A 23,615-nucleotide genomic window follows, 5' to 3' on the forward strand; every position below is an offset into this window, starting at 1 on the left:
AAATGGCGAAACCGTGTGTGGCGGATCTGTGAACGGACGATGGTGGGCGAACGGTACGGTCGCGGCGTGCTTCGGATAGCGGTGGTTCAGGAGAGAGCAGTGCCGGGCGACGTGGACGCCAACGTCGCCACGGCTGCGGAGCGGGTCCGTGAGGCGGCGGCGAGCGGTGCCCGGCTGATCGCGCTGCCGGAGACGTTCACGACCTCGTGGGACCTCGACGTGTTCGCCCGCCCGCTGCCCACGCTCGAGGATCCCGCCTGGCTCGCTCCGGTGCAGGCGGCGGTCGACGAGACGGGGGCCGTGCTGGTGCTCAACTCACCGCTCGACCACGCCGGACGCCGTGAGCTCAGCAGCCTGGTCATCGCACCGCAGACGGAGCCGGTGGCGGCCTACGGCAAACAGCACCTCTACCCGCCCGAGCGGGCCCGGTTCGAGGCCGGTGAGCACGGCACGATGATCGAGATCGACGGCGTCCGGGTCGCGCTGTCGGTCTGCTACGACGCGAACTTCCCCGAGCACGCCGCTGCCGCGGCCGCGGACGGCGCGATCCTCTACCTCAACTCCGGCGCCTACTTCCCCGGTGGCGGCCACCGGCGAGACCTGCACTATGCCGCCCGCGCGCTCGACAACTCGATGTACGTCGCCTTCGCGGGCCTCGTCGGCGGTCCGCTCGGCTTCATCGGCGGCACCGCGGTCTACGACCCGCTCGGACGACCGGTCGAACGGCTCGATGACGCCACGCCGGGCATGGTCCTCGCCACGATCGACCCGGCCGAGGTCAGCCGCGTCCGGGACGAGCAGCGGATGTGGGCCGACCGCCGCGTAGATCTCGGCCCCCGGCGTACGCTGCGATTCTGATCAGGGCGTCGGCTCTTCGCCGACGAGCTTGCCGAAGGCGATCATCCGGTCGTCGGTGTGGAAGAGCTCGGCGCAGGTGGTGAGGGTGATCAGACGCTGGCCCTCGACCTGCTCCGGCTCGACCCCGCCCTCCTCGGGGTTGTCGGGGAGGGGATCGGTGACCCAGATCGAGGTGAACGGCACGACCAGGTCGTCGCCGTCGGTGGTGAGGGCATAGATGTAGGTCGTGTCCTTGGTCAGGACGCGGATCTCGTCGCCCTCGCGGAGCTCGGGCATGTCGCGCAGCGGCTCGCCGTGGGTGATCCGGTGGCCGGCGAGCGCGAAGTTGCCGACCTCGCCGGGCCGGGCGGTGCCCTTGAAATGTCCGTAGCCGGCGCCCAGGGCGTCGTCCGAGATCCCCTCGAGGACCGGGATCCGGTAGTCCTTGCCGAAGCGCGGGATCTCGATGAGGGCCTCGGCCGACCCGAACTCGGTGGTCACCTCGGTCTGTCCCGAGTCCCAGCCCTGCTCGATCTTCGAGGTGGTGTCCTGCTGTCGTTCCTTGCTGAGGATCGTGGTGCCGTAGAACTCCCAGGCGACGTAGCCGAGCAGGCCCAACCCGGCCAGGAGCATGACGAGACCGAGCCAGAAGATCCCCCGGCGTACGGGCGATCGGCTCTGGGTGGTGGTGGACATCAGGTCAAGCATCTCAGCCGGACACCTCGCCACGTAGGATCAGGCGTTGTGGCGGGTCGGATCAAGGAGACGAGCATCCAAGAGGTGCGCGAGAAGGCACGCCTCGACGACATCGTCTCCCAGTACGTCACGCTGCGCCGGGCAGGACCGGGGACCTACAAGGGCCTCTGCCCGTTCCACGACGAGAAGTCGCCGTCGTTCAACGTCAACCCGACCCGCGGGTTCTACAAGTGCTTCGGCTGCGGCGAGGGCGGCGACGTCATCGACTTCGTGATGAAGCTCGAGGGCCTGAGCTTCTTCGAGGCGGTCGAGCGGCTCGGCGACAAGGTCGGCGTCCAGGTCCAGCGCGAAGAGGGCGACGAGGCTCCGGTCCGGCGAGGGCCCGGCCGCGGCAAGCTGGTCGAGGCCCACAAGGTCGCCGCCGAGTTCTACGCCGAGCAGCTGCTGACCCCGGACGCGGTGGTCGCGCGCCAGTTCCTCGCCGAGAAGGGCTTCGACCGTGACGCGGCGCTGCACTTCGGCGTCGGCTTCTCGCCGCGCGGGGGAGAGGACCTCTACCGCCACCTGCGGGCGCGGGGATTCTCCGACGAGGAGGTGGTCACCGCCGGTCTGGTGGCCCAGGGCCGGTCTCACTACGACCGGTTCCGCGGCCGGCTGATGTGGCCGATCCGGGAGTCGGGCGGTGACGTCATCGGGTTCGGCGCGCGCCGGCTCTTCGACGACGACCGCATCGAGGCGAAATACCTCAACACCTCCGAGACGCCGATCTACAAGAAGTCGCACGTGCTCTACGGCATCGACCTGGCCCGCAAGGAGATGGCCCGCACCCGCGAGGCGGTGATCGTGGAGGGCTACACCGACGTGATGGCCTGCCACCTCGCCGGGATCACCACCGCGGTCGCGACCTGCGGCACCGCGTTCGGCGACGACCACGCCAAGGTGCTGCGCCGGTTCATCTCCGACGACCAGCAGTTGCGCGGCGCGGTCGTGTTCACCTTCGACGGCGACGCCGCCGGGCAGGCCGCCGCGCTGAAGGCGTTCAAGGGCGACGGCAACTTCACCTCCCAGACCTACGTCGCCGTCGAGCCCGACGGCCTCGACCCCAACGACCTACGGATCAAGAAGGGCGACGAGGCGGTCCGCGAGCTGCTCGCCAACCGCGTCCCGCTCTACGAGTTCGTGCTGCGCAACGTCGCCTCGAAATACGACCTCGACCGGGCCGACGGCCGCGTCGACGCGCTCCGTGAAGCCGCGCCCCTGGTGGCCTCTGTGCGTGACGAGTCCAAGAAGATGGGCTTCACCCGGGACCTGGCACGCTTCCTCGGTGTCGATCCGGACGAGGCTGCCCGAGAGGTACGCCGCGCAGCCGGCCGCCCCGCGCCGTCTGCTGCTCCCTCCCGGCGCGAGCACGCTGGTCCCACTCCGGAGGTGTCCGCCGCTCCGCGTCGCCCGCCGATGCCGCACCCGCGCGAGCCGCGCTTCACGGTCGAGCGCGAGACCCTGAAGCTCTTCGTGCAGCACCCGGTCGCCCTGGGCCGCACCACCGGCGAGATCACCCCCGAGGCCTTCACCCACCCCCTCTACCGCGCCCTGTGGGAGATCATCGCCGGCCTCGGCGGTCCCGGCGCCGGCACCGGCGACGCCCACTGGGCCCAGAAGCTCGGCGCCGCCGCCACCGACCCCCTCGTCAACCGCATCCTCGCCGAGCTCGCCGTGGAGCCGATCCCCTCCGCGAAGGAGCCCGACTCGGCCTACGTCCTGCAATACGTCGTACGCCTACTCGAGCTCCTCGACCAGCGCCGCATCGCCGACGTGAAGAGCCGTCTGCAGCGCTCCGACGCCGCCTCCGACCCCGAGGCCTACAACCGTCTCTTCGCCCAGCTCGCCGCCCTCGAACAGCACCGTCGCGGACTGCGCAACCTCGTCGCCGAATGAGGGCATGCCGATTTCCGATCGCTGCCGCGGGGTTGCTAAGGTTTCACCCGCGCCGCAAGGAGCAATTCCCCTGTAGCTCAATTGGCAGAGCATTCGGCTGTTAACCGGAGGGTTGTTGGTTCGAGTCCAACCGGGGGAGCAACAAGAGCCCGTCTGACCAGCACGTAGAGGTCAGCCGGGCTCTTTCTCATTCCGGAGCACCAGTGCTCGCGCTATCGACGAGGCGAATGGATCGCATCATCAGATGGCGCTTCCGTAATAGGTCCGTCGGCGAAAGAGTGGCTGTCTTAGGCGGGGTTTTCGCGCACCTGACCCATGGACCGGAGAGCCCGCGCTGATGACCTGCGAGGCAGGCATCGAGAACCGCGAGCACGGAGGCGAGCCGATGAGACAGCACGAGGTACGAGCGGGGCGGCTCGCCGGAAAGACGGTCGTCATCACCGGGATCGCCTCCGGACAGGGTCGAAGCGCGGCTTTGCTGTTCGCTCGCGAGGGCGCACATGTCGTCGGATGCGACCTCGATCTCGACGGAGCCGCGGACACGGTCCGGGAGCTGCGCGCGGCCGGAGGTGTCGCCGACGACCCGGTTCAGGTCGACCTGACCGACGAGACGGCGGTGCGCGGCTGGGCCGACGCGGTGGCGACCAGGCATCCGGGCATCCACGTTCTCTACCTGAACGCTGCCGCGACCAGGTTCGCTCCGGTGGAGGAGATCACCTACGAGGCCTGGACGTGGAACACCCGCCACGAGGTCGATGTGGTCTTCCTTCCCATCATCAGCTTCTGGCGCCAGCTCGCCGCGACGGGGCGCGCCTCGGTCGTCCTCGTCGGTTCGACAGCCGGCGTGACAGGTTCGATGACCAACCAACGTCTCGCGCACACGGCGACCAAGGGCGCGGTGGTCGCGATGACCAAGCAGCTCGCCGCGGAAGGTGCCCCGAAGGGGATCCGGGTCAACTGCGTCAGTCCTGGGATGATCGCAACCCCGGCGACTGCCGCCGACCTGCTCGCCCCGGACCACCCCATGCGCACGATCGGTCGGCACATCCCGCTGGGACGAGTCGGAGAACCCGATGAGGTCGCCCACTGCGCACTCTTCCTCGCCTCGGACGAGGCGTCGTACGTCACCGGCGCCAACCTCATGGTCGACGGCGGCTGGTCGGCCGTGCTCCCAGGCTGAGGACGCTGCGCGGCGAGATCTCGCCATGACCGAAGCTCGCCACTCGAAACCGTTCTGGCGAGCACTCAGGATCACTACGTTGCAGCCCGTGCGTCCGTCGCTGGAGAGCGCGGACAGTGATCTGGAGGGTGTGCGATGCCGAGGAACCGCAGACTGATCGTGTCCGCGTTGGCGGCGGTGGTGAGCGCGGGAGTCGCGCTCACCGTGCCGGTGCTGACCAGCGCTCAGGCGGCGGACCCGAAGCCGGCGCGGATCGCGCCGGGGCTGGAGAAGAAGCTCGAGCAGGGCAGCGCAGACTTCTGGGTGCGCATGAGCGCCGAGGCGGATCTCGCCGGGGCCACGCGGATCGAGGACTGGGAGGATCGCGGCGAGGCGGTCGTGGAAGCGCTCCAGGAGCGTGCCGAGCGGTCGCAGCGCGGTGCGGTCCAGCGGCTGAAGGCCGACGGGGCGACGTACGAGACGTTCTGGGCGACCAACGCGATTCTGGTGCGCGGCGGCAGCGCGAAGCTGGCCCGGTCCCTGGCCACCACGGCCGGGGTGAGCGAGCTGCGCGCACCGCAGGAGTACGGCGACCCGGAGCCGGTGACGAAGACCGCCGCCACCGAGCCGCAGTCGATCGAGTGGGGCGTGAAGGACATCCATGCCGACCAGGTCTGGGCCGGCGGCGACACCGGCAAGAACATCGTGGTTGCCAACGTCGACACCGGCGTGCAGTTCGACCACCCGGCGCTGGTGAAGCAGTATCGCGGCAACAACGGTGACGGCACCTTCGACCACGACTACAACTGGTTCGACGTGTCCTCGAACTGCGAGACAGGTCCGTGCGACACCCACGGCCACGGCACCCACACGATGGGCACGATGGTCGGCTCCGACGGAGGCGAGAACCAGATCGGGGTGGCGCCCGGCGCTACCTGGATCTCCGCCAACGGCTGCGACAGCTGTTCGGACGCCGACCTGGTCAAGGCCGGCGAGTGGATGCTGGCCCCCACCCGGGTCGACGGCACCGACCCCGATCCAGGCATGCGGCCGAACATCGTGAACAACTCCTGGGGATCGGAGCAGCCGTCCAACGACCCGTTCCTCGAGGACGTCTCGGTGGCGTGGGCCGCTGCCGGCATCTTCAGCGTCTGGTCCAACGGCAACTCCGGTCCCTCCTGCAACACCAGCACCTCGCCCGGGAGCCGGACCGTCAACTACTCCGTCGGTGCCTACGGCCGCAGCGGTCAGATCGCGGGATTCTCCTCGCGCGGATCGGGCCAGGACGGTGCCGTGAAGCCGGACATCAGCGCCCCGGGAGCGGCGGTCCGCTCGGCGCAGCCCGGGTCCACCTACGGGGATGCCAGCGGCACCTCGATGGCTGCCCCGCACGTGGCCGGGTCGGTCGCGCTGCTGTGGTCCGCCCACCCCGAGCTGGTCGGTGACATCGACACCACCCGGGCGCTCCTGGACGAGACCGCGAGGGACACCGCCGACCTGCAGTGCGGCGGCACCGCGGACGACAACAACGTCCACGGGGAAGGCCGGCTGGACGCGCTCGCGCTGGTCGAGGCCGGCAACCAGGGCCCCACCGGCGAGCTGACCGGCGCGGTCACCGACGCCGACGGAGCGGCGCTGTCCGGGGCTCGGCTGCACATCGTCGGCGGCGAGGGCGACCGGGCCATCGACCGCGACCTGACCGTGGGACGGACGGGCACCTGGTCGCTCACCGTCCCCGTCGGCACGTACGCCGTGACCGCCTCGCGCTACGGCTACGTGGAGGAGTCGGCGACTCTCGACGTCGGCGAGGACGAGACCGTCCGCCACGACTTCGCGCTCGACACCGCGCCGACCGGCGACATCACCGGCACGATCACCGACGGCAGCGGGCACGGGTGGCCGCTCTACGCGAAGGTCACCGTCGAGCACCACCCAGAGGCCACCACCTTCACCGACCCGACGACCGGTGAGTACGCGGTGGAGCTGCCCGAGGGCTCCTACGAGCTCCGTGTCGAACCCCGGGTCGCCGGTTACCGCGACCTCAACCAGCAGGTGGAGCTGACCTCTGCAGGCAAGAATCTGGATCTCGCGGTGCCTGTCGACGACACCTGCACGGCGGGCGGATACGCCTGGCGGACCGACGCCACCCAGACCGACTTCGACGCCGGGAAGCCTGAAGGCTGGACGGTGGTCGACCACAACGGCAAACGTGCGCTCTGGCGGTTCGACGACCCGCGCAAGCACGGCAACCTCACCGGCGGATCGGGCGGCTTCGCCGTCGCCGACAGCATCTACGCCGGCGCGGACACGTCCTTGGTCTCTCCGATGCTGGACTTCTCCGACTACGACGCCCCGGCCGTGCGTTTCCGAGAGGACTTCCGCTACCTCGGTGGCGAGACCGCGGACGTCGACGTCAGCATCGACGGCGGACAGACCTGGCAGAACGTACGTCGGCAGCGGTCCAGCTCGCGCTCGGCACAGGTGCTGGTCCGGCTGCCGCAGGCCGCCGGCCACGACCAGGTCCAAGTCCGCTTCCACTACTACGACGCCAAGGTCGTCTACTGGTGGGAGGTCGACGACGTCCTCCTCGGTGAGATCGACTGCGCACCCACCGTCGCCGGTGGCTACGTGGTCGGCACGGTCCGCGACGCGAACACCGACAAGCCGGTCAACGGTGCGCGAGTGACGGTCGGCGAGACCACCCTCGATGTCCAGCGCACGCCCGAGGACTCCGAGATCGAGGACGGGTTCTACGCGACGTTCGCCCCGTCCGGATCGGCTGATTTCGCCGTGACCGCCCGGAACTACCAGGCCGGCACCACGTCGGTCGACATCGCCGACGACGAGGCGGTCTGGGCGGATCTGAGCCTCGATGCGGGGCGTCTCGAGGTCACCCGTACGGTGAGCGCGACGCTGCAGCAGGGCGACGGTCCTGTCACCGAGACCATCTCGATCGAGAACACCGGGACGTCCCCGTCGACGTACGTGCTCGCCGAGCATGATCCGGACGCCACCACTCCGGTGCGCGCTCCGGCCGACCCGGCCTGGAGCGGGATCCCGGACCTGCCGTACTCGGTGATGGACAACGGCGTGGTGCACCTCGACGGGAAGATCTACTCCATCGGCGGCAGCACCGGCGCCGGGCCGATCGCCGACAACCGGGTCTACGATCCCGAGAAGCGCACCTGGTCCCGGATCGCCCCGCTGCCGGTGGCCACCGCCGGGATGGCGGTCGCCGCGATGGACGACGTCATCGTCGCCACCGGCGGCGCGCAGCAGAAGGACGTCAACCCCGACACCTACGTCTACGACCCCGCGGCCGACCGCTGGACGGTGTGGGACGGCGCGCCGACGCCACGCAACCACGCGGGCCGCGCGGTGCTCGACGACCGGCTCGTGGTGGTCGGCGGCTGCCCCTACTCGTGCGGCAGCTCGGCGGGGACCAGCGACGTGTTCCGCTACGACCCGGTCACCGACGACTGGGACCAGCTGGCGGCGTACCCGGTTCGGGCGTCGTTCCTGTCCTGCGGCGGCTTCGCAGACCGGATCGTCTGTTCCGGAGGCACCGGCGGTGCCCGCGACAGCCGGCACGCCTACTCCTATGACCCCGAGGACGACACCTGGAGCCGGGTCGCCGACGCGCCGGAGTGGATCTACGCCGGTGGTGCAGACGTGGCGAACGGCCAGCTGGTCATCAGCGGTGGCATGCTCGCCGGATCGAAGGTCAGCAACCACGTCTGGGCCTACGACCCGGTGGCGGACCGCTGGTCCTCGCTGCCGAACATGGGCAAGGCGCGCTACCGCTCCGGCGCGGCGTGCGGCTTCATCCGGGTCGGTGGCTCGGAGGGCTTCTCCACGGCCTTCGACGACGCCGAGCGGCTCTCCGGGTACGACGCCTGCGCGGCTCCCGCCCACGACGTGCCTTGGCTCACCGCAGACCCGGTGGACGGCACCTTGGAGCCGGGAGAGAAGGTCTCGGTCGACATCACCCTGGACGGCGACCTCGACCAGCCGGGGGAGTACGCCGCCGAGCTGGCTGTCGAAGAGTCGACCCCGTACCGGGTGGATCCCATCGGCGTGGCGCTCGACGTGACCCCGCCCGCGACCTCCGGCAAGGTGGTCGCCAGGGTGTCGACGGTCACCTGTGACGGCACCGCGGCTCCTGCCGAAGGGGCCGTCGTCGCGCTGGATGCCGGAGGCGACTCCTGGACACTCACCACCCACGACGGCACCGCCGCTCGCTGGGTCGATGTCCGCGAGGGCTCGTTGGTGGCTGCCGCTGCCAAGCCGGGGTTCCGGCCGCGGGGTGCTGTGGTGTCGATCCGGCCGGGGAAGAGCGTCACGGCCGAGCTCGAGCTGACCGAGCTCGGATGTGACTGATCCCGGACCTGTGTCTCACCGCACCGTCGCATGCCGTCATCCGCGTCGGGTACCGCGGGCAGATGACTGAGATGAACCAGGACGAAGCTCGCGTACAGGCCCTTCGAGGTGTGGTCGAACGGGTCACCGCATGGCAGGAGACCGCACCGGAGGGAACGATCCGGGGCGAGCTGACCAAGGCGCTGCACGAGGCGGGGGTGACCCTGACCGAGGAGCAGCAGGCGCTGGTGACGGAGAAGATCTCGCATCAGGAGACCGTCGACGTCGATCTGCTCGCCGCCGACAGCGGAGAAGGTGGGCCGGCCTGAAGTCGGGAGGGTTTCGGAGCATCGACGGGCGGGTCCGGGGATACCGGCGAAGCATGAGTGAAGATCAGCTTCAGCCGGAGGACACCCTCGACGACCGCGGCGTGGACGACGTCCTCGACGAGGGGTTCTCCCCGCCCGAGCGCCCCCGGGGAGTCACCGCCAAGGGAGTCACGCCTCGCGAGGAGAACGAGGGCGAGACCATCGACGAGCGGCGCGCCCAGGAGGAACCCGAGGTCTGGGAGGAGGCGGAGGCCGAGGCCGATGCCGACATCCTGGACGGCCCGGTGACCGGGGAGGTGGGCGAGGCTCGGTCCGGTCGGCTCACCAGCCCCGACCAAGGCGTCCTCGAGGACGACGAGGGCCGGCTGATCGGGCACGACGAGGGGATCGACGGTGCCGGCGCCTCGGCCGAGGAAGCGGCGGTGCACATCGTCGTCGACGACGACGTCGAATGATCCGGCGACCTCGGGGGTACCGGTGACATGCCGAATCCCTACCAGCCCTCGAGGAGAGCGCCGTGACCGAAGACGTGACCGACCTGATCATGCAGGACCACCGCGAGGTGGAGAGCCTGTTCGAGAAGCTCGAGCGAGAACCGGAGGTACGTGCCGGGCTGACCCCGGTCCTGGTGACGCTCCTGGCTGCGCACAGCCGCGCCGAGGAGGCCGAGGTCTACCCGGCCGCCCGCGACGAGGCCGGTGAGACCGAGGATGTCGCACACAGCCAGGAGGAGCACCTGCTGGCCGACCGTCTCCTGGCCGAGCTCAGCGAGTGCGACCCGTTCTCGACGGCGTACGAGAACAAGCTGGCGGAGGTGGTCGACGCGGTCAGCCACCACGTCGAGGAAGAGGAGAAGACGGTGCTGCCGGGCATGCGCGAGCGGCTCGACGACGCGCGCCGCGCCGAGCTGGGCAAGGCCTTCCTGAAGAGCCGGCAGGAGCACCTCGGCGACATGCCGCAGGACATCACCCGCGACGAGATGCGGCGCCAGGCCGCCAACGCGGACATCCCGGCCGGCGACAAGAGCAAGCAGGAGCTACGTGAGGAGCTGGACCAGCACGCCGAGAGCTGAGTCCCACAGCTGAGTCGGCAGCTGGGCGAGACCGCTGGCTCAGCCGACCGGCGGCCCGGCCACGAGCGCGACCACCGTCAGCGCGGCGACGCTCGCGAGGGCGGTGGCGAGACCGCGCACGGGGTTGCGGAGGAGCCAGGCCAAGGGGCGCTCGAGCGGTCGGGCCGGGGATTCCTCGATCAGTCGCCACGCCGGGGCCAGCAGGCCTCGGCGTTCGGCGTAGCGCTCGAACCAGAGGGTGAGGAGCGGCGGGATCGAGGAGGCCAGACCGGCGACCAGGCGGCCGAACGACCAGCGCTGGTCGATCGCGACGGCGACGGTCGTCACGCAGTAGGCGATGAACACGATCCCGTGCAGCATCCCGAAGATGCTGACGCCGAGCTCGGTGGTCTCGGTGACGTACTTCAGGAACATGCCGGCGAGCAGTCCCGTCCAGGTCACCGCCTCGGCGGTGGCGACGATCCGGAAGACGCGAGACGGAGAACGAAGAAGTGCGGGCACGGGGCGAAGTTTATTCGTGTCCTGGTCACGGCATGAATCGGTGCGTTGCGGGTACCGGCTCGGCATGACGACAGACACGTTGCACTACACGATTCCCGGGCTTGACGAGAGCGCAGCGCGAAAGACGATCGACCTGCTGCAGTCTCGGCTGCACGCCACCAACGACCTCCAGCTCACCCTCAAGCACGTCCACTGGAACGTCGTGGGTCCGCACTTCATCGCCGTCCACCAGATGATCGACCCCCAGGTCGACGCCGTACGCGCCATGGCCGACGCCCTGGCCGAGCGCATCGCGACGCTGGGCGGTGCCCCGCGAGGCACCCCGGGCGCGCTGGTCGCCGAGCGGGAGTGGGACGACTACAGCATCGGGCGAGCCACCACCCAGGAGCATCTCGCCGCGCTCGACGTCACCTACCAGGGCGTCATCGGCTCCTACCGGGAGGCGATCAAGGTCCTCGACGACCTCGACCTGGTCACCCAGGACATCCTCATCGGCCAGGTCGAGCAGCTCGAGCTCTTCCACTGGTTCGTCCGCGCACACCTGGAGGACCAGGGCGGCCAGCTGACGACCAGCGGCGAAGCCACGGAGGCAGGCGCGGCGAGGGCCGCGCGCGGCTGAGGAGCGGTGCCGTGAGGTGGCGGTTCACGGCGCTGGCGGCGCTCCTCCCGCTGACCCTCACCGGATGCGGCTCGGGTCAGGACGAGGCAGTACGCGACCGTGCCGCCGCGTTCCACGAGGCACTCGCCGCCCAGGAATGGGCACGTGCGTGCGCGCTGCTCGCGCCGGAGACGCGATCCGAGCTGACGTCCGCCGCTCAGATGCCGTGCCCGGGCGCGCTGGCCGAGGAGAAGCTGCCCGCCCCGGGCCCGGTCGACCGTGTCGACGTCTTCGGGACGATGGCCGAGGTGCGCTACCAGGGCGAGACCCTGTTCCTGTCCCGGTTCGCCGACGGCTGGCGGCTCCTCGCGGCCGGCTGCACGCCGCAGCACCCGAGACCCTACGACTGTGCCGTGCACGGACGCTGAGATGCGAGTCATGTACGTCGCCTATCTGGCGGTCATCGCCGTCGGGCTGCTCTATACCCTCGTCATCGCCCTGAGGCACGGGTGAGGTGCGCCGATGCGTAGATTCCTGAAGGAGAACTCGCTCAGCCTCGCATTCGGGGCACTCTTCCTGGCCAGCCTCGCCGGCCAGGCCGTCGCAGGCTGGCACCAGCTGAACGACGAGCTGTTCGCCGAGGGCCTCCACCAGATGTCACTGGGCGCCTATCTCACCTCGTCGAGCTTCGCCGTGGACGTGACCGAGAACTGGCAGAGCGAATATCTCCAGTTCCTGCTCTACGTGATGCTCACGGTCTGGCTGGTGCAACGCGGCTCCCCGGAGTCCAAGCCGCTCGAGGACGCCGGTCAGGAGTCCGACGAGAAGCAGAAGGTCGGGGCGTACGCACGTCCTGACTCGCCCAAGATGGCGCGGGCGGGCGGTCTGCGGACCGCGTTCTACTCCCGGTCCCTCGGGATCACGATGGGCACCATCTTCCTGCTGTCCTGGCTGGTCCAGTCGGTGGCCGGCTGGGCGTCCTACAACGAGACCAGGCTGCAGCAGCTGCGCGACCCGATCACCTGGGGCTCCTATCTGATCCACTCGGACTTCTGGGCCCGCACGCTCCAGAACTGGCAGTCCGAGTTCCTCGCGGTCGGCTCGATGGCCGTCCTGGCGATCTATCTCAGGCAGCGGGGGTCACCCGAGAGCAAGCCGGTGGGTTCCTCCCACGACGCCACCGGGGTCGAGGGCTGAGCTGCTGCGTACGTGTGGCCGGGGACCGGCGGGACGCGGGGAGACCTCAGCCGTCCTCCGACAGCAGCTGTAGCAGTGCGCGCTCGGCCGCGGCCTGGCGGGCCCGCGGGTCCTTGCTCGCGCTCGGGCGCAGCCGGAGCGTGTGCCCCTGCTCGTGCAGCTCGAGCACGCGCGGGTCGACATAGGAGCTGCGGGCGATCGCGGGGGTGTTCCCGAGGTAGTCCGCGACCTCCTTGATCGCGGCGACCTGCTGCTTGCGCCGGGACCGGGCGGTCGGGGTGGCCCGCTCGGCCGCCTCGGGGTCCTCGGCGAGGGCCAGCGCCGCGAGCACGGTGGCGTGCCAGGTCCGGAAGTCCTTCGCGGTGACGTCCAGGCCGCTCAGCTCGCGCATGTAGTCGTTGACCATGCTCGGCGTCAGTCGTCGCCACCGCCCGTCCTGCTTGTAGGCGAGGAGCTCCTCGAAGCCTGCCCGGCGGCGACGCAGGGTGGCGATCGCCTCCACCGACAGCGGGTCGTCGATGCTGATGGAGTGCTGGACGCCGGACTTCCCGACGAAGTCGAAGACGTAGGCGCCGTCCCGTTTGCGCACGTGGCGACGCTCCAGCGTGGTCAGCCCGAAGCCGCCGTTGTCGTCGGCGTACGCGTCGCTGCCGATCCGGAAGCAGCCCAGGTCCAGCAGCCGAACCGCGAGCGCCGAGGCCCGGGCCTCGCTCATCCCGGTCGTGGTGAGGTCCCGCTCCGCTCGGTCGCGTACGCGGGGCAGCACGGCCCCCAGCTCCAGGACCCGATCGAACTTCTGCTGGTCACGCTTCGCCCGCCAGTCGGGGTGGTAGAGGTATTGACGGCGGCCGGCCGCGTCGGTCCCGACGGCCTGGAGGTGGCCGTTCTCGCGGGGACAGATCCACACGTCCTCCCAGACCGGCGGGATGGCGAGCGCGCGAACGCGCTCCGCCGCATCCTCCGGCAGCCGCTCACCGGACTCGTCGAGGTAGACGAAACCCCGGCCCGCCCGGCGGCGGGTCCATCCCGGCTCCTCCGCCGAGACTCGGCGAAGCCGAACCACCAGGACTCCCGTCACCCAGCGGACGTGCCGCTGGCGCTGTCATGGTCGCTGGCACCGTCGTCGTCGTCGCCGTCGCCGTCGCGCGCGCTCGCGGCGAGCAGCCGATGCGTACCGTCGCACCAGGGTTTGATCGCGGAGCGGTCGCACCTGCACACCGCGCTGACCGGGCGGACCGTGCGGTGGATCTTCCCGTCGGCGTCCTGGATCTCGTGCTGGCCGCGCAGGAGCATCGGCCCCGCCGGGCACAGCACGACCGTCGCGTGCTCGAAGTCGGTCACGAGACACCCCACCGGGTGAGCATCGCCTCGGCATACCGAGCCTCCAGATCGAGGCAGGTGAAGGCGCCGAGGAGCACCTGGTCGCGCTCGTTCGGTTCGTCGTCCAGGAACGTGCCGCAGGCGTCGCGGATGGCGACCTGCTCGTGGACGGCGTCCGCCTCGACGTGCTCGTCGTAGTAGGCCGCCATCTCCTCGGGGAACTCCAGCCGGCGCAGTCCCTGGGCGAGCTGGCGCGAGGGGACCGAGCTCGTCGACTCGAACGCGGCGAAGTGGCCGAGGGCCGCCCCGCGGAGCCGGCGGTGAAGCCCGAACAGCGACAGCGCGTTGTTCATCGCGAGGATCTCGACCGGCGCCTCGTCGACGTAGCCGGCGTGATCGGTACGCAGCCCGGCCGCCTCCAGGCCTCGGCGGAACAGATGATGATGGAGCCGGTTCGGGTCACCGTCGCCGTACTCGTCGAAGAGGATCTCCATCAGTGCGGCCTTCGGCCGGGTGTCGAGCCGGGGCACGACCCAGCTGGTCGGGTCGGCCTCCTTGAGGTGGTAGAGCGAGCGGTGACGCAGGATCTCGAGCACCTGCTCCCGGTCGGCCTTGCGCTGCACGAACCGGGCCAACGACGGTCCGTCATGACCGTCGATCAGGCCGGTCAGGCCGCTCAGGCCGCTCAGCCCCGGCTCGCGATCCTGGCTGAGGGGGCTCTGCTCCCACCGCCGACGCAGCTCGGCCTCGAACGACCGCTCCAGCCCGCGGCGAACGCGCAGCAGGTCGGCGTCCCACTCGAGGTCGGGATCGACGTCGTCGAAGCCGCGGTAGTGGAGCTCGTAGAGCGCCCACATCGTGACCTGGGCGTCCTCCTCGGACTCCGGAACGGGCTCCAGGCCGGCAGTGGCGCCGCTCTGCAGCGCGTTGAACACAGCAGCACTCAGGGTGCCACGCGACTTCGGCAGCATCTCAGCCCACCTTTCCCTCGGCTCGTCGGTACCCCGAGGGGTCACCGCTCATGCTCGACTCCGCCGCCCGAGCGAGGTGAACGAGCACCCCTTCGCCGGGGGAGTCCCGGATCTCCTGGACCCTCAGGTCACCGACCATCTCCCGAAGCCGAGCGGCCTGAGCGGCCGTGCCGAGCTGGAGAACCGCGGAGCCGTCGGGGGAGAGGTGCCGGTCGATCGTGTCCAGGCACGCCTCGGCGACCAGCATCCCGTCCGCGCCGCCGTCGATGGCGGTACGCGGATCCTCGGGGTATCGCTCGACCTGCGCCGTCGGGACCCACGGCGGGTCCGCGATCACCAGGCAGAAGCGCTCATCGGGGTCGAGCGCGTGCTCCATGCTGCCGTGGCGTACCTCCACCAGATCGGCCAGGCCGGCGCGCTCGGCGTTGGCACGGGTGAACGCACACGCGACCGGGTTGGCATCGACGCAGACCAGCCGGCGGCTGGTCATCGAGGCCGCGAGCAGCCCGATCTGGCCGGCACCCGAGCACAGCTCGAGCATCGGCCCGTCCGGCAGGCCCGCGGACAGCTCGGCCGCCCACTCGGACTGGCGTGCGGTCCAGGCACGCGGCCTCAGCACGCGTTCGTCGAAGTCGATGTCGAGATGGCCGAATCGGATCATGGTGGTGGAGACCTCCTGGTCGGGTTCGAAGAGCTCAGGTCAGTTCGGCGAGGCGGAGCACGGTCCGGTCGAGGCGCCCCTCCTCGGAGTGGATCCTGCGTTGGGCCGTGGAACCGGTGCCTCGCGTGAAGACCCGGTCGATGCCATCCTCGACCCGCGCCAGGTCGCCGGAGTCCCGCAACGCCGGGCCGACGTGCTCGACCAGGCGTTCCACCACGTCACGGGCTGGTTTCGGACGGTGGGTCTGTGGATCGAGCAGGTCACCGGTGATGCCGTGCCGGCCCGCCTGCCACATGGCCAGGCGGAGCACCGCGACCGAAGCGGGGTCGGCCAGCCGGCCCTGCGCCCAGTTCCTGGCCGCGGTCTCGACCAGCGCCCGAGAGAGCGCCGCCACCAGCGCGGTGTCGGACGGGTCCAGGCAGACGTCGGCGACCCGAACCTCGAGGGTCGGGAAGCTGCGGGACGGCCGGGCGTCGAAGTATGCCATGCCCTCATCGAGGGGGACGCCGGTATCGACCAGGAGGCGCAGGTGGTCGTGGTAGGCCTGAGCACTTCCGAAGATCTCGGTCGGCCCGTTCGTCGGCCACCGTGTCATCGCCTGGGACCGGAAGCTCTCGTAGCCGGACTCCTCACCGTGCCAGAACGGCGAGTTGGCACTGATCGCGAGCAGCACCGGCAGCCAGACGCGGATCCGGTCCAGCGCCGCCACAGCCTCCTCGTCGGAGTCGACCGAGACGTGTACGTGGCAGCCGCAGGTGAGCTGCTCGGTGGCCGTCAGCCCGAACTGCTCGGTGATCGCCGCGTAGCGCTCGTCGTCGAAGGTCTGGGTTCGTGCCGGCAGCAGCGTCGTTCCGCTGGCCAGGATCAGCGCGCCCACCTCGGTCGCGGCTGCGCGCGCCTTGTCGCGCCACCGCCGTAGCTCCAGCTCGAGCAACCCCAGGTGCTCCGCCGGGGGCGTGTCCGTCTCGACCTGCTGCTGCTGCAGCTCCGGCCCCACCGAGCCACCGGCCTCGCCGTCGTCGACCTCGGTGTCACCCCGTCGGCGGGCCACCCGCAGCACCTCGCTGGCGACCGATCGCGGAACGCCGGTCTCGGCGTCGACGAGAAGGAGCTCTTCCTCGACACCGACTGTCCTGACCTGGTCATGGGTACTGCTTGTCGAAGGTCTGTTCACGCTGTGCACCTGCCTCTCTGGAAGGAGTAGCTCGACGATGTGTCGACTGTTCGGATACGTGACCGAGTCCCCTTGTGCCGTTGCCGACCTGCTGGGAGAGGAGGGCCTGGATGCGTTCACCTCGCTGACCGCCGTGCATTCCGACGGGTGGGGGATGGCCTGGCACACGCCGGACGGCACCTGCACGACGAGCTCGCCGCGCTCGGCCGACGTGGACGCGACCTACCGCAGGCTCGCCGAGACTCCGCTCTCCCACGCCGGGTTCGTGCATCTGCGCTGGGCGACGGGTGGGATCGACGTACGTCCGGAGAACACCCACCCGTTCCTGACCGACGGCGCGGCGTTCGCCCACAACGGCCACATCTCGCCGATCGCCGACCTCGAGGCGCTGCTGACGCCGGAGTCGCGGTCGCGGCTGCGGGGTGACACCGACAGCGAGCGCTACTTCCACTTCGTCCACCAGAACGTGGAGGAGTACGGCGACGAGGCCGAGGGGGTCACCCAAGCCCTGGCGACGCTGGTCCGGAAGTTCCCGCGATGCAGCCTGAACGCGCTGATGCTCACCCGGACGCACATGTTCGCGATCCACATCAACTCGCGCGCCGACTCGCCGCTGCGCGCGCTGCGCGAGCTCTTCGACGACGAGGGCGACATCCCGCCGCGCCACACCACGGAGTACTTCGCGATGGACTACCGCAGGACCGACCACGGTCTCGAGATCGTCTCCAGCGGTCTCGATCAGCCCGGCTGGACGCCGGTGCCTGCCGATACCGCGGTGATGGTCGACCTGAGCACCCACGAGGTCACCAGACTGGATCCGATCGCGCGGCTCGGTGCCGACGCGACCCGAGCAGGCGGCTGACATCGACGGGGCCATGCCCCGCGCAGTACCCCATCGGGCACCGTTTCATTCCGAGCCCCCTCCCCGCAGGACATTCCCAGCCAGTCCGTGCCTGGCTCACAGGAACCACACAGGGACCGGGCGGAACCTTGAGGCATCAACCGCCTCAAGGAGGACCCGATGTCCCGCTCACCTCGCACCAACCGGTCACTCGTCGCCGTCCTGGCAGTCCCGCTCGTCGCGGTCTCGGTCGTCACGACCGGCCTCGCGGTGGCGGCGGTCGGCGGCATCACGTCCTACGCCGCCGAGCACGGGGGCGGGTTCTCCCATGGCCAGGTCGAGACCTTCGGAGGCGACGGCTACCGCGGCGAGACCAGCGGTGGCTACGGCTACGGCGGCGCTGCCGACGGTGGGTCCGTAGATCCCTACCAGCAGGACCTCGGCACCCCGACGGTCGACTCCGAGCCGGCCACCGCCTCCGAGGCGCGAGGCGTCATGCTGATCAACACCGCGCTCGACTACGGCACCGCCCGCGGCGCCGGCACGGGTCTGACGCTCACCGACGACGGCATCGTGGTGACCAACCACCACGTCGTCGACGGCGCCACCTCGATCGCGGTGACGGACCCGAGCTCGGGGGAGACGTACGACGCTGTGGTCCTCGGCTACGACGACGTCCACGACGTGGCGGTGCTGCAGCTCGCGGGCGCGTCGGGTCTGGCGACGGTCGCGACCGACCGCGGGTCCCTCGACCGCGGCGACGAGGTCACGGCCGTCGGCAACGCCGCCGGCCAGGGCTGGCTCTCCGCTGCCGACGGCACGGTCACCGACCCGAGCACCGCGATCACCGTCAACAACGAGGACGGGAGCGCCTCCGGGCTCCGGGACCTGATCGAGACCGACGCCGACGTCGTCTCCGGCGACTCGGGCGGAGCACTGCTCGACGAGGACGGTGAGGTCATCGGCATGAACGTCGCCGCGACCGCCGACTCGGCCGACATCTCCGGCTATGCCATCCCGATCGACACCGTGCTCGACATCGCCGCCCAGATCCTCGCCGGGACCTCCGGCGCGGGCCAGGCCGCCTGACCCCCACTTGCTCGACCCGTCCCAGCCCATCGAGGACGGGTCGAGCAGGGTTGTCAGGCCTGCGGTCCGTCGTCCTCGTCCCGACCGTGCGTCTCGTCGGAGATCGGGCGTTCGGCCCGGATCGGGATCGCGCCGGTGTAGCCCTCGCGTTCGAGCGCGATCTGCTGGACACGGTCACGGACGAGCCGCCAGCCGATCATCAGCGCCGGAACGATGATGACCAGGGTCGCGACGGTCCAGGTCCCGATCGGGTAGTCGAAGCCCATCAGGACGAGCACCGAGGCGAGGAACACCAGCGTCGCGTACCCGGTCCACGGCGAGCCCCACAGCCGGAAATCAGGCCGGTACATCAGGCCCTTCTTCCACTGTCGGTAGAGCAGGATCTGGCAGAGCACGATGGTCGCCCAGGACGCGATGATGCCGAGAGCCGACATGTTCAGCACGATCTCGAACGCCTGCCCCGGGACGATCGCGTTGAGGCCGACGCCGAAGAGCGTGATCACGCCGGTGAGCAGGATCCCGCCGTACGGCACGCCGTTCCGCGACATCCGCGCGGTGAAGCTCGGCGCACTCCCGCTCATCGCCATCGACCGCAGGATGCGGCCGGTGGAGTAGAGACCGGCGTTGAGCGAGGAGAGCGCCGCGGTCAGCACCACGAGGTTCATGATCGTGCCGGAGTTCGCGATCCCGAGCTCGTCGAAGAACGTCACGAACGGGCTCTCGTCGGCCTGGTAGGCCGTGTAGGGCAGCAGCAGAGCCAGCAGCACCAGCGAGCCGACGTAGAACACCGCGATCCGGGCGATCACGGAGTTGATCGCGCGGGGCATGATCTTCGCGGGCTCGGCGGTCTCGCCAGCGGCCGTGCCGACGAGCTCGACCGCGGCGTACGCGAAGACGACGCCGGAGACGACGATGACCAGCGGGAGCACCCCGACGGGGAAGAGCCCGCCGTTGTCGATGATCATGCCGATCCCGGTCTCCTGGCCATTGAGGCCCTCGCCGCGGGCGAGCACGATCGTCCCCAGCACGAGGAACCCGATCAGGGCGACCACCTTGATCAGGGCCGCCCAGAACTCGAGCTCGCCGAAGAGCTTCACCGAGATCAGGTTCATCGACAGCACGACCGCGAGGGCGATCAGCGCGATCACCCACTGCGGGATGACCTCGAACGTGCCCCAGAAGTGCATGTACGTCGCGATCGCGGTGACGTCGACGATCGAGGTCATCGCCCAGTTCAGGAAGTACATCCAGCCGGCGGCGAACGCGGCCGGCTCGCCCATGAACTCACGAGCGTAGGAGACGAACGAACCCGACGACGGCCGGTGGAGCACGAGCTCGCCGAGCGCTCGCAGGATGAGGAAGACGAACACGCCGCAGAAGGCGTAGACGAGGAACAGCCCCGGCCCGGCCTCGTGCAGACGTCCACCGGCCCCCAGGAACAGGCCGGTGCCGATGGCGCCGCCGATGGCGATCATCTGCAGCTGCCGGGGGCTCAGGCTCTTGTGGTAGCCCTCGTCCTCATCTGTCAGGCCGCTGGTCTGACTGGTGATCTGGTCGTCGGTGTCGCTCATCGGCCCGCTCCCGGTCCGGAGTGCGGCGGCTCGGGCACGTCCTTGAACAACATCCACCCGCCGGTGACCGCGATGACCGCTGCGGCCGCATAGCCGATCAGCGACCACCAGCCGAGATGCAGATAGGCCGTCACCCCGACGATCGCGAGCGCAAGGAACACCATCACCATGCCGATGATCGGTGTCCGCGGCTTGTACGGATCCCCAGACACTGAGCTCACCTCCCCCGTGCAGGACCTCCGATGGCCCCGTCCTTGCGCCCATTAGAGCCCATGGTTCGGCTTGCGGCGGTTATCGAAGGTTTGCCCGGCGTTTCCAGGACTAGGTGGCGGCAGGTCCCAGGAAACGGATGACGACGCCGTCGTCGTGATGCACCCGGGCGCGTACGCCGTAGACCTCGGCGATCAGGGACTCGGTCAGCACCTGCGCGGGTGGTCCGCCGGCCACGACGCGGCCCTCGGAGAGCACGAAGACCTGGTCGCAGTAGGTGGCGGCGAGGTTGAGGTCGTGCAAGGCGACGAGGCAGGTCGTGGGCATCCGGCGGACCAGGGCCAGCAGGGCCAGCTGATGGCGTACGTCGAGGTGGTTCGTCGGCTCGTCCAGGAGCAGGATCTCGGGTTCCTGGGCGAGTGCTCGAGCGATCTGCGTACGTTGCCGCTCGCCGCCCGACAGGGTCGCGAAACGCTGCTCGAGACGGTCGGCGATCCCGGCATGGGCAGCCGCCTCCTCGACGACGGCTCGGTCGCGGGCGCTGTCGGGCCCCCAGGGCGGACGATGGGGGACCCGGCCGAGGGCGACGACGTCGCGTACGCGGAGGTCCTGGCTGGTCGCCGGCTCCTGCTCGACGACGGCCAGGCGACGTGCGAGCCGCCGTCGGGACATGCCCGCGAGCGGGCTGCCGTCGAGCAGGACGTCGCCGGAGTCCGGAGGCCGAAGGCCCGCCAGGATCCGGATCAGCGAGGACTTCCCGGAGCCGTTGGGTCCGAGCAGCCCGACGGTCGCGCCGTCCTCGACCTGGAGGGACACGTCGTCGACGACGAGCCTTCCCCGGGGCGCCCACCGCACCCGCCACGCATCCAGCTCGCTCATCGACGCGCCCTCATCAGCACCAGCGCGAACGCTGGCACCCCGATCAGCGCGGTCGCCACCCCGACCGGGAGCTCCTCGGGGTCGATCACCGTCCGGGCCGCGGTGTCGACCCAGATCAGGAAGATCGCGCCGAGCAGCGCCGTGGCCGGGAGCAGCAGCCGGTGGCCGACCCCGACCAGCGCGCGGGCCAGATGGGGAAGGACCAGACCGACGAACCCGATCGCCCCGGAGGTGGAGACGATCACGGCCGTCATCAGCGCGGTCAGCACCAGCAGCACGATGCGGATGCGCGCGACGTCGACGCCGAGCGAGGCGGCCGCGTCGTTCCCGAACGCGAAGGCGTCCAGCCACCCGGCCCCCGCGATGCAGCAGAGCAGCCCGCCGAGCACGATCACCCCGCAGACGAGCACGTCGGTCCAGCTCGCCGAGGAGAGCGACCCGAGCAGCCAGAAGAGCACCCCACGCGTCTGCTCCGCGTCGGCCGCGGTGAACACGATGAACGAGGTGAGGGCCGAGAACAGCTGGGTGGCGGCGATGCCGGCCAGGACGAGCCGGTCGGTGGTGCCGCCCGCGAGCGAGGCGAGCAGCAGCACCAGCGCGAACGAGACGAGCGCACCCACGAACGCCCCGGTGGAGAGGCCGATCGCACCCGATCCGACGCCGAGCACCACGATCGAGACGGCGCCGGTGGAGGCGCCCGAGGAGATGCCGAGCACGAACGGGTCGGCGAGCGGGTTGCGCAGCAGCGACTGCAGGATCACCCCGCAGATGGCGAGGCCGGCACCGCAGATCCCCGCCAGCAGCGTACGTGGCAGCCGCAGGTCCCACACGATGCTCTGCTGGAGCAGGGTGAGGTCGGAGGAACCCAGCCCGGCGCGGTCGGCCACGACCCCGTAGACGTCGGCGATGCTGAGGTCGGAGGGGCCGACGGTGATCGCGCCGGCGACCGAGGCCAGCACCACCAGCGGAGCCAGGGCCAGCAGCACGCGTCTCCTGATAGCCGAGGCGTCACGTACGTCGGCCGAGGCGTCAGGCAGGTCGGCCGAGGCGTCACGTACGTGCCATGTCGGCCGACCGGGGTGACGCCTCGGCAGGCAGGGGTGACGGCTCGATCTCATAGGCCGAGGTCGGCGAGCTGCGAGGCGACGTTCTCGACCGCGTAGACGGTGCGGATCGAAGGGTTGAGCTCAGCGCCGGAGACGGTCACGAAGCGGTCGTTGCGGACCGCGTCCATCTTGGCGGTGACCGGGTTGCTCTTCAGGTACTCGATCTTGGCGCGCGCCGTCTCGGCGGTCTGGTTCTTGCGGGTCAGGTCGCCCAGCACGATGACGTCGGGGTTGCGTTCGGCGACGGTCTCCCAGTTGATCTGCGGCCACTCGTCGGTGGTGTCGTCGAAGACGTTCTCCATGCCGAGGGCGCGGCTGATGATCCCGGGGCCGCCGCAGCAGCCGGCCAGGTAGGGCGACTCGGAGCTGGCGAACCAGTACATCGCGCTCACCTCGCGCGCAGGCGCCTTCGCCCGGGCGGTCTCCAGCCGCTGGCTCAGGTCGGCGACCAGCTTCTCGCCGCGCTCGGGGACCCCGAAGATCCTCGCGAGCTCGGTGATCTCCTGGTAGATCGTCTCGATCTCGAGGGCGTCGACGCGGGTGCCGTCGTCGTCGCCCTCGTTGTCCTTGAGGCACTCGGCGGGGGAGAGGTAGGAGCCGACGCCGAGCTTCTCCAGGTCCTCGGGTGTGGTCACCCCGCCGTCGCCCAGGGTGCTGATGAAGGAGGCGGTGACGAAGTCCGGCTCGGCCTGCAGGACGCGCTCGTAGGAAGGCCAGTTGTCGGCGAGCCGGGGAACCCGCTCGTTGTCCGCGGCGAGCTCGTCGAGCACCGGGTCGGTCCACACCGCGGTGCCGGCCATCCGCTCGGCGAGACCGAGCGAGAGCAGGATCTCGGTGGAGCCCTGGTTGAGCGAGACCGCCCGCTCGGGCGGTGCCTCGAGCGTGATCTCCCGGCCGCAGTTGGTCAGTGTGAGCGGGAACCCGGCGGTGTCAGCGGCGGCCTGCTGCGCGTCGGCGGGCTGGTCCGCGGCGCAGCCGGTCGACGCGGAGCCGAGCACCAGGACGGTGGTCGCGGCGATCGATCGGGCCAGGGTCGTTCGGGTGGGGCGGGACAGGTGCACGTCGGTCCTCGGGCGGGTCGCGGGCTGGTGCGCGTCGCCCGTGCTGACC

General features: G+C 70.2%; 24 protein-coding genes and 1 tRNA gene. 13 read left to right on the top strand and 12 right to left on the bottom strand.

Translation table 11 applies throughout. The features are described 5' to 3' along the window. The first annotated feature begins 39 nt into the window (after positions 1-39). On the top strand, positions 40-858 hold the full coding sequence (locus WBG06_RS24395; RefSeq protein WP_336740078.1) for a carbon-nitrogen hydrolase family protein: 819 nt from the start codon (positions 40-42) through the stop codon (positions 856-858). Here the strand turns inward: WBG06_RS24395 and WBG06_RS24400 are convergent, their stop codons facing one another. Beyond that, complete coding sequence (locus WBG06_RS24400) at positions 859-1,533, bottom strand: class E sortase (RefSeq protein WP_336740080.1); 675 nt, start codon at positions 1,531-1,533, stop codon at positions 859-861. Positions 1,534-1,581: 48 nt separating this feature from the next. Between WBG06_RS24400 and dnaG the strand changes: the two genes are divergently transcribed. From dnaG to WBG06_RS24435, 7 genes are all read left to right on the top strand, one after another. Then, positions 1,582-3,468, top strand: a complete 1,887-nt coding sequence (gene dnaG, locus WBG06_RS24405) for a DNA primase (RefSeq protein ID WP_336740081.1) — start codon at positions 1,582-1,584, stop codon at positions 3,466-3,468. 66 nt (positions 3,469-3,534) lie between these two features. Next, positions 3,535-3,607 (top strand) — tRNA-Asn (locus tag WBG06_RS24410). A 246-nt stretch (positions 3,608-3,853) separates the two neighbouring features. Then, positions 3,854-4,648 (top strand): SDR family NAD(P)-dependent oxidoreductase, encoded by a 795-nt coding sequence (locus WBG06_RS24415; protein WP_336740083.1) that lies wholly within the window; start codon positions 3,854-3,856, stop codon positions 4,646-4,648. Positions 4,649-4,783: 135 nt separating this feature from the next. Further along, positions 4,784-9,007 (top strand): S8 family serine peptidase, encoded by a 4,224-nt coding sequence (locus WBG06_RS24420; protein ID WP_336740085.1) that lies wholly within the window; start codon positions 4,784-4,786, stop codon positions 9,005-9,007. Between the two features lie 62 nt (positions 9,008-9,069). After that, positions 9,070-9,315, top strand: a complete 246-nt coding sequence (locus WBG06_RS24425) for a hypothetical protein (RefSeq protein ID WP_336740086.1) — start codon at positions 9,070-9,072, stop codon at positions 9,313-9,315. 53 nt (positions 9,316-9,368) lie between these two features. Continuing rightward, positions 9,369-9,770, top strand: coding sequence for a DUF5709 domain-containing protein (locus WBG06_RS24430; RefSeq protein ID WP_336740087.1), 402 nt, complete (start codon positions 9,369-9,371; stop codon positions 9,768-9,770). 62 nt (positions 9,771-9,832) lie between these two features. Further along, positions 9,833-10,387, top strand: a complete 555-nt coding sequence (locus WBG06_RS24435) for a hemerythrin domain-containing protein (RefSeq protein ID WP_336740089.1) — start codon at positions 9,833-9,835, stop codon at positions 10,385-10,387. Positions 10,388-10,426: 39 nt separating this feature from the next. Here WBG06_RS24435 and WBG06_RS24440 read toward each other — a convergent pair whose 3' ends face one another. Then, a complete protein-coding gene (locus tag WBG06_RS24440) occupies positions 10,427-10,888 on the bottom strand; it encodes a DUF3817 domain-containing protein (RefSeq protein ID WP_336740091.1) in 462 nt (153 codons plus the stop codon). Positions 10,889-10,952: 64 nt separating this feature from the next. On the opposite strand from WBG06_RS24440, the gene WBG06_RS24445 reads away from it, so the two are divergent. From WBG06_RS24445 to WBG06_RS24455, 3 genes are all read left to right on the top strand, one after another. Further along, entirely contained in the window at positions 10,953-11,507 is a 555-nt protein-coding gene (locus tag WBG06_RS24445; RefSeq protein WP_336740093.1) for a Dps family protein, read from the top strand. Between the two features lie 11 nt (positions 11,508-11,518). Then, on the top strand, positions 11,519-11,914 hold the full coding sequence (locus WBG06_RS24450; RefSeq protein ID WP_336740095.1) for a hypothetical protein: 396 nt from the start codon (positions 11,519-11,521) through the stop codon (positions 11,912-11,914). A 94-nt stretch (positions 11,915-12,008) separates the two neighbouring features. Then, the gene (locus tag WBG06_RS24455) at positions 12,009-12,683 is read left to right on the top strand and encodes a DUF6766 family protein (RefSeq protein WP_336740096.1); all 675 of its coding nucleotides are present in this window, start codon (positions 12,009-12,011) and stop codon (positions 12,681-12,683) included. Positions 12,684-12,729: 46 nt separating this feature from the next. On the opposite strand, the gene WBG06_RS24460 is transcribed toward WBG06_RS24455, so the two are convergent. From WBG06_RS24460 to WBG06_RS24480, 5 genes are read right to left on the bottom strand one after another with little or no spacing between them, the layout of a single operon-like run. Then, the gene (locus WBG06_RS24460) at positions 12,730-13,746 is read right to left on the bottom strand and encodes a DNA topoisomerase IB (RefSeq protein ID WP_336740098.1); all 1,017 of its coding nucleotides are present in this window, start codon (positions 13,744-13,746) and stop codon (positions 12,730-12,732) included. 11 nt (positions 13,747-13,757) lie between these two features. Continuing rightward, a complete protein-coding gene (locus WBG06_RS24465) occupies positions 13,758-14,024 on the bottom strand; it encodes a CDGSH iron-sulfur domain-containing protein (RefSeq protein WP_336740099.1) in 267 nt (88 codons plus the stop codon). After that, positions 14,021-14,974 (bottom strand): iron-containing redox enzyme family protein, encoded by a 954-nt coding sequence (locus WBG06_RS24470; RefSeq protein WP_336740101.1) that lies wholly within the window; start codon positions 14,972-14,974, stop codon positions 14,021-14,023. The genes WBG06_RS24465 and WBG06_RS24470 overlap by 4 nt, the downstream gene beginning before the upstream one ends. 1 nt (position 14,975) lies before the next feature. After that, on the bottom strand, positions 14,976-15,635 hold the full coding sequence (locus WBG06_RS24475; RefSeq protein ID WP_336740102.1) for a class I SAM-dependent methyltransferase: 660 nt from the start codon (positions 15,633-15,635) through the stop codon (positions 14,976-14,978). A gap of 34 nt (positions 15,636-15,669) precedes the next feature. Beyond that, complete coding sequence (locus tag WBG06_RS24480; RefSeq protein WP_336740104.1) at positions 15,670-16,809, bottom strand: carboxylate-amine ligase; 1,140 nt, start codon at positions 16,807-16,809, stop codon at positions 15,670-15,672. Positions 16,810-16,846: 37 nt separating this feature from the next. Between WBG06_RS24480 and WBG06_RS24485 the strand changes: the two genes are divergently transcribed. Together WBG06_RS24485 and WBG06_RS24490 are read left to right on the top strand one after the other, a co-directional pair. Then, positions 16,847-17,671, top strand: a complete 825-nt coding sequence (locus tag WBG06_RS24485) for a class II glutamine amidotransferase (RefSeq protein WP_336740106.1) — start codon at positions 16,847-16,849, stop codon at positions 17,669-17,671. Between the two features lie 159 nt (positions 17,672-17,830). Further along, complete coding sequence (locus tag WBG06_RS24490) at positions 17,831-18,739, top strand: S1C family serine protease (protein ID WP_336740108.1); 909 nt, start codon at positions 17,831-17,833, stop codon at positions 18,737-18,739. A 53-nt stretch (positions 18,740-18,792) separates the two neighbouring features. Here WBG06_RS24490 and WBG06_RS24495 read toward each other — a convergent pair whose 3' ends face one another. The 5 genes from WBG06_RS24495 to WBG06_RS24515 form a co-directional block, all read right to left on the bottom strand. After that, positions 18,793-20,310 carry an amino acid permease gene (locus WBG06_RS24495; protein ID WP_336740110.1) on the bottom strand — a complete coding sequence of 506 codons (1,518 nt, stop codon included), beginning with the start codon at positions 20,308-20,310 and terminating at the stop codon, positions 18,793-18,795. Next, positions 20,307-20,522, bottom strand: coding sequence for a hypothetical protein (locus tag WBG06_RS24500; RefSeq protein WP_336740112.1), 216 nt, complete (start codon positions 20,520-20,522; stop codon positions 20,307-20,309). Before WBG06_RS24500 ends, WBG06_RS24495 begins: the two co-directional genes overlap by 4 nt. Positions 20,523-20,631: 109 nt before the next feature. After that, positions 20,632-21,399, bottom strand: a complete 768-nt coding sequence (locus WBG06_RS24505; protein WP_336740113.1) for an ABC transporter ATP-binding protein — start codon at positions 21,397-21,399, stop codon at positions 20,632-20,634. Beyond that, positions 21,396-22,385, bottom strand: coding sequence for a FecCD family ABC transporter permease (locus WBG06_RS24510; protein WP_336740114.1), 990 nt, complete (start codon positions 22,383-22,385; stop codon positions 21,396-21,398). The genes WBG06_RS24505 and WBG06_RS24510 overlap by 4 nt, the downstream gene beginning before the upstream one ends. 128 nt (positions 22,386-22,513) lie before the next feature. Further along, entirely contained in the window at positions 22,514-23,566 is a 1,053-nt protein-coding gene (locus tag WBG06_RS24515; RefSeq protein ID WP_336740116.1) for an ABC transporter substrate-binding protein, read from the bottom strand. Between the last annotated feature and the right edge of the window lie 49 nt (positions 23,567-23,615).

The sequence above is a fragment of the Nocardioides sp. CCNWLW239 genome, from assembly GCF_037137035.1.
GTDB lineage: Bacteria > Actinomycetota > Actinomycetes > Propionibacteriales > Nocardioidaceae > Nocardioides.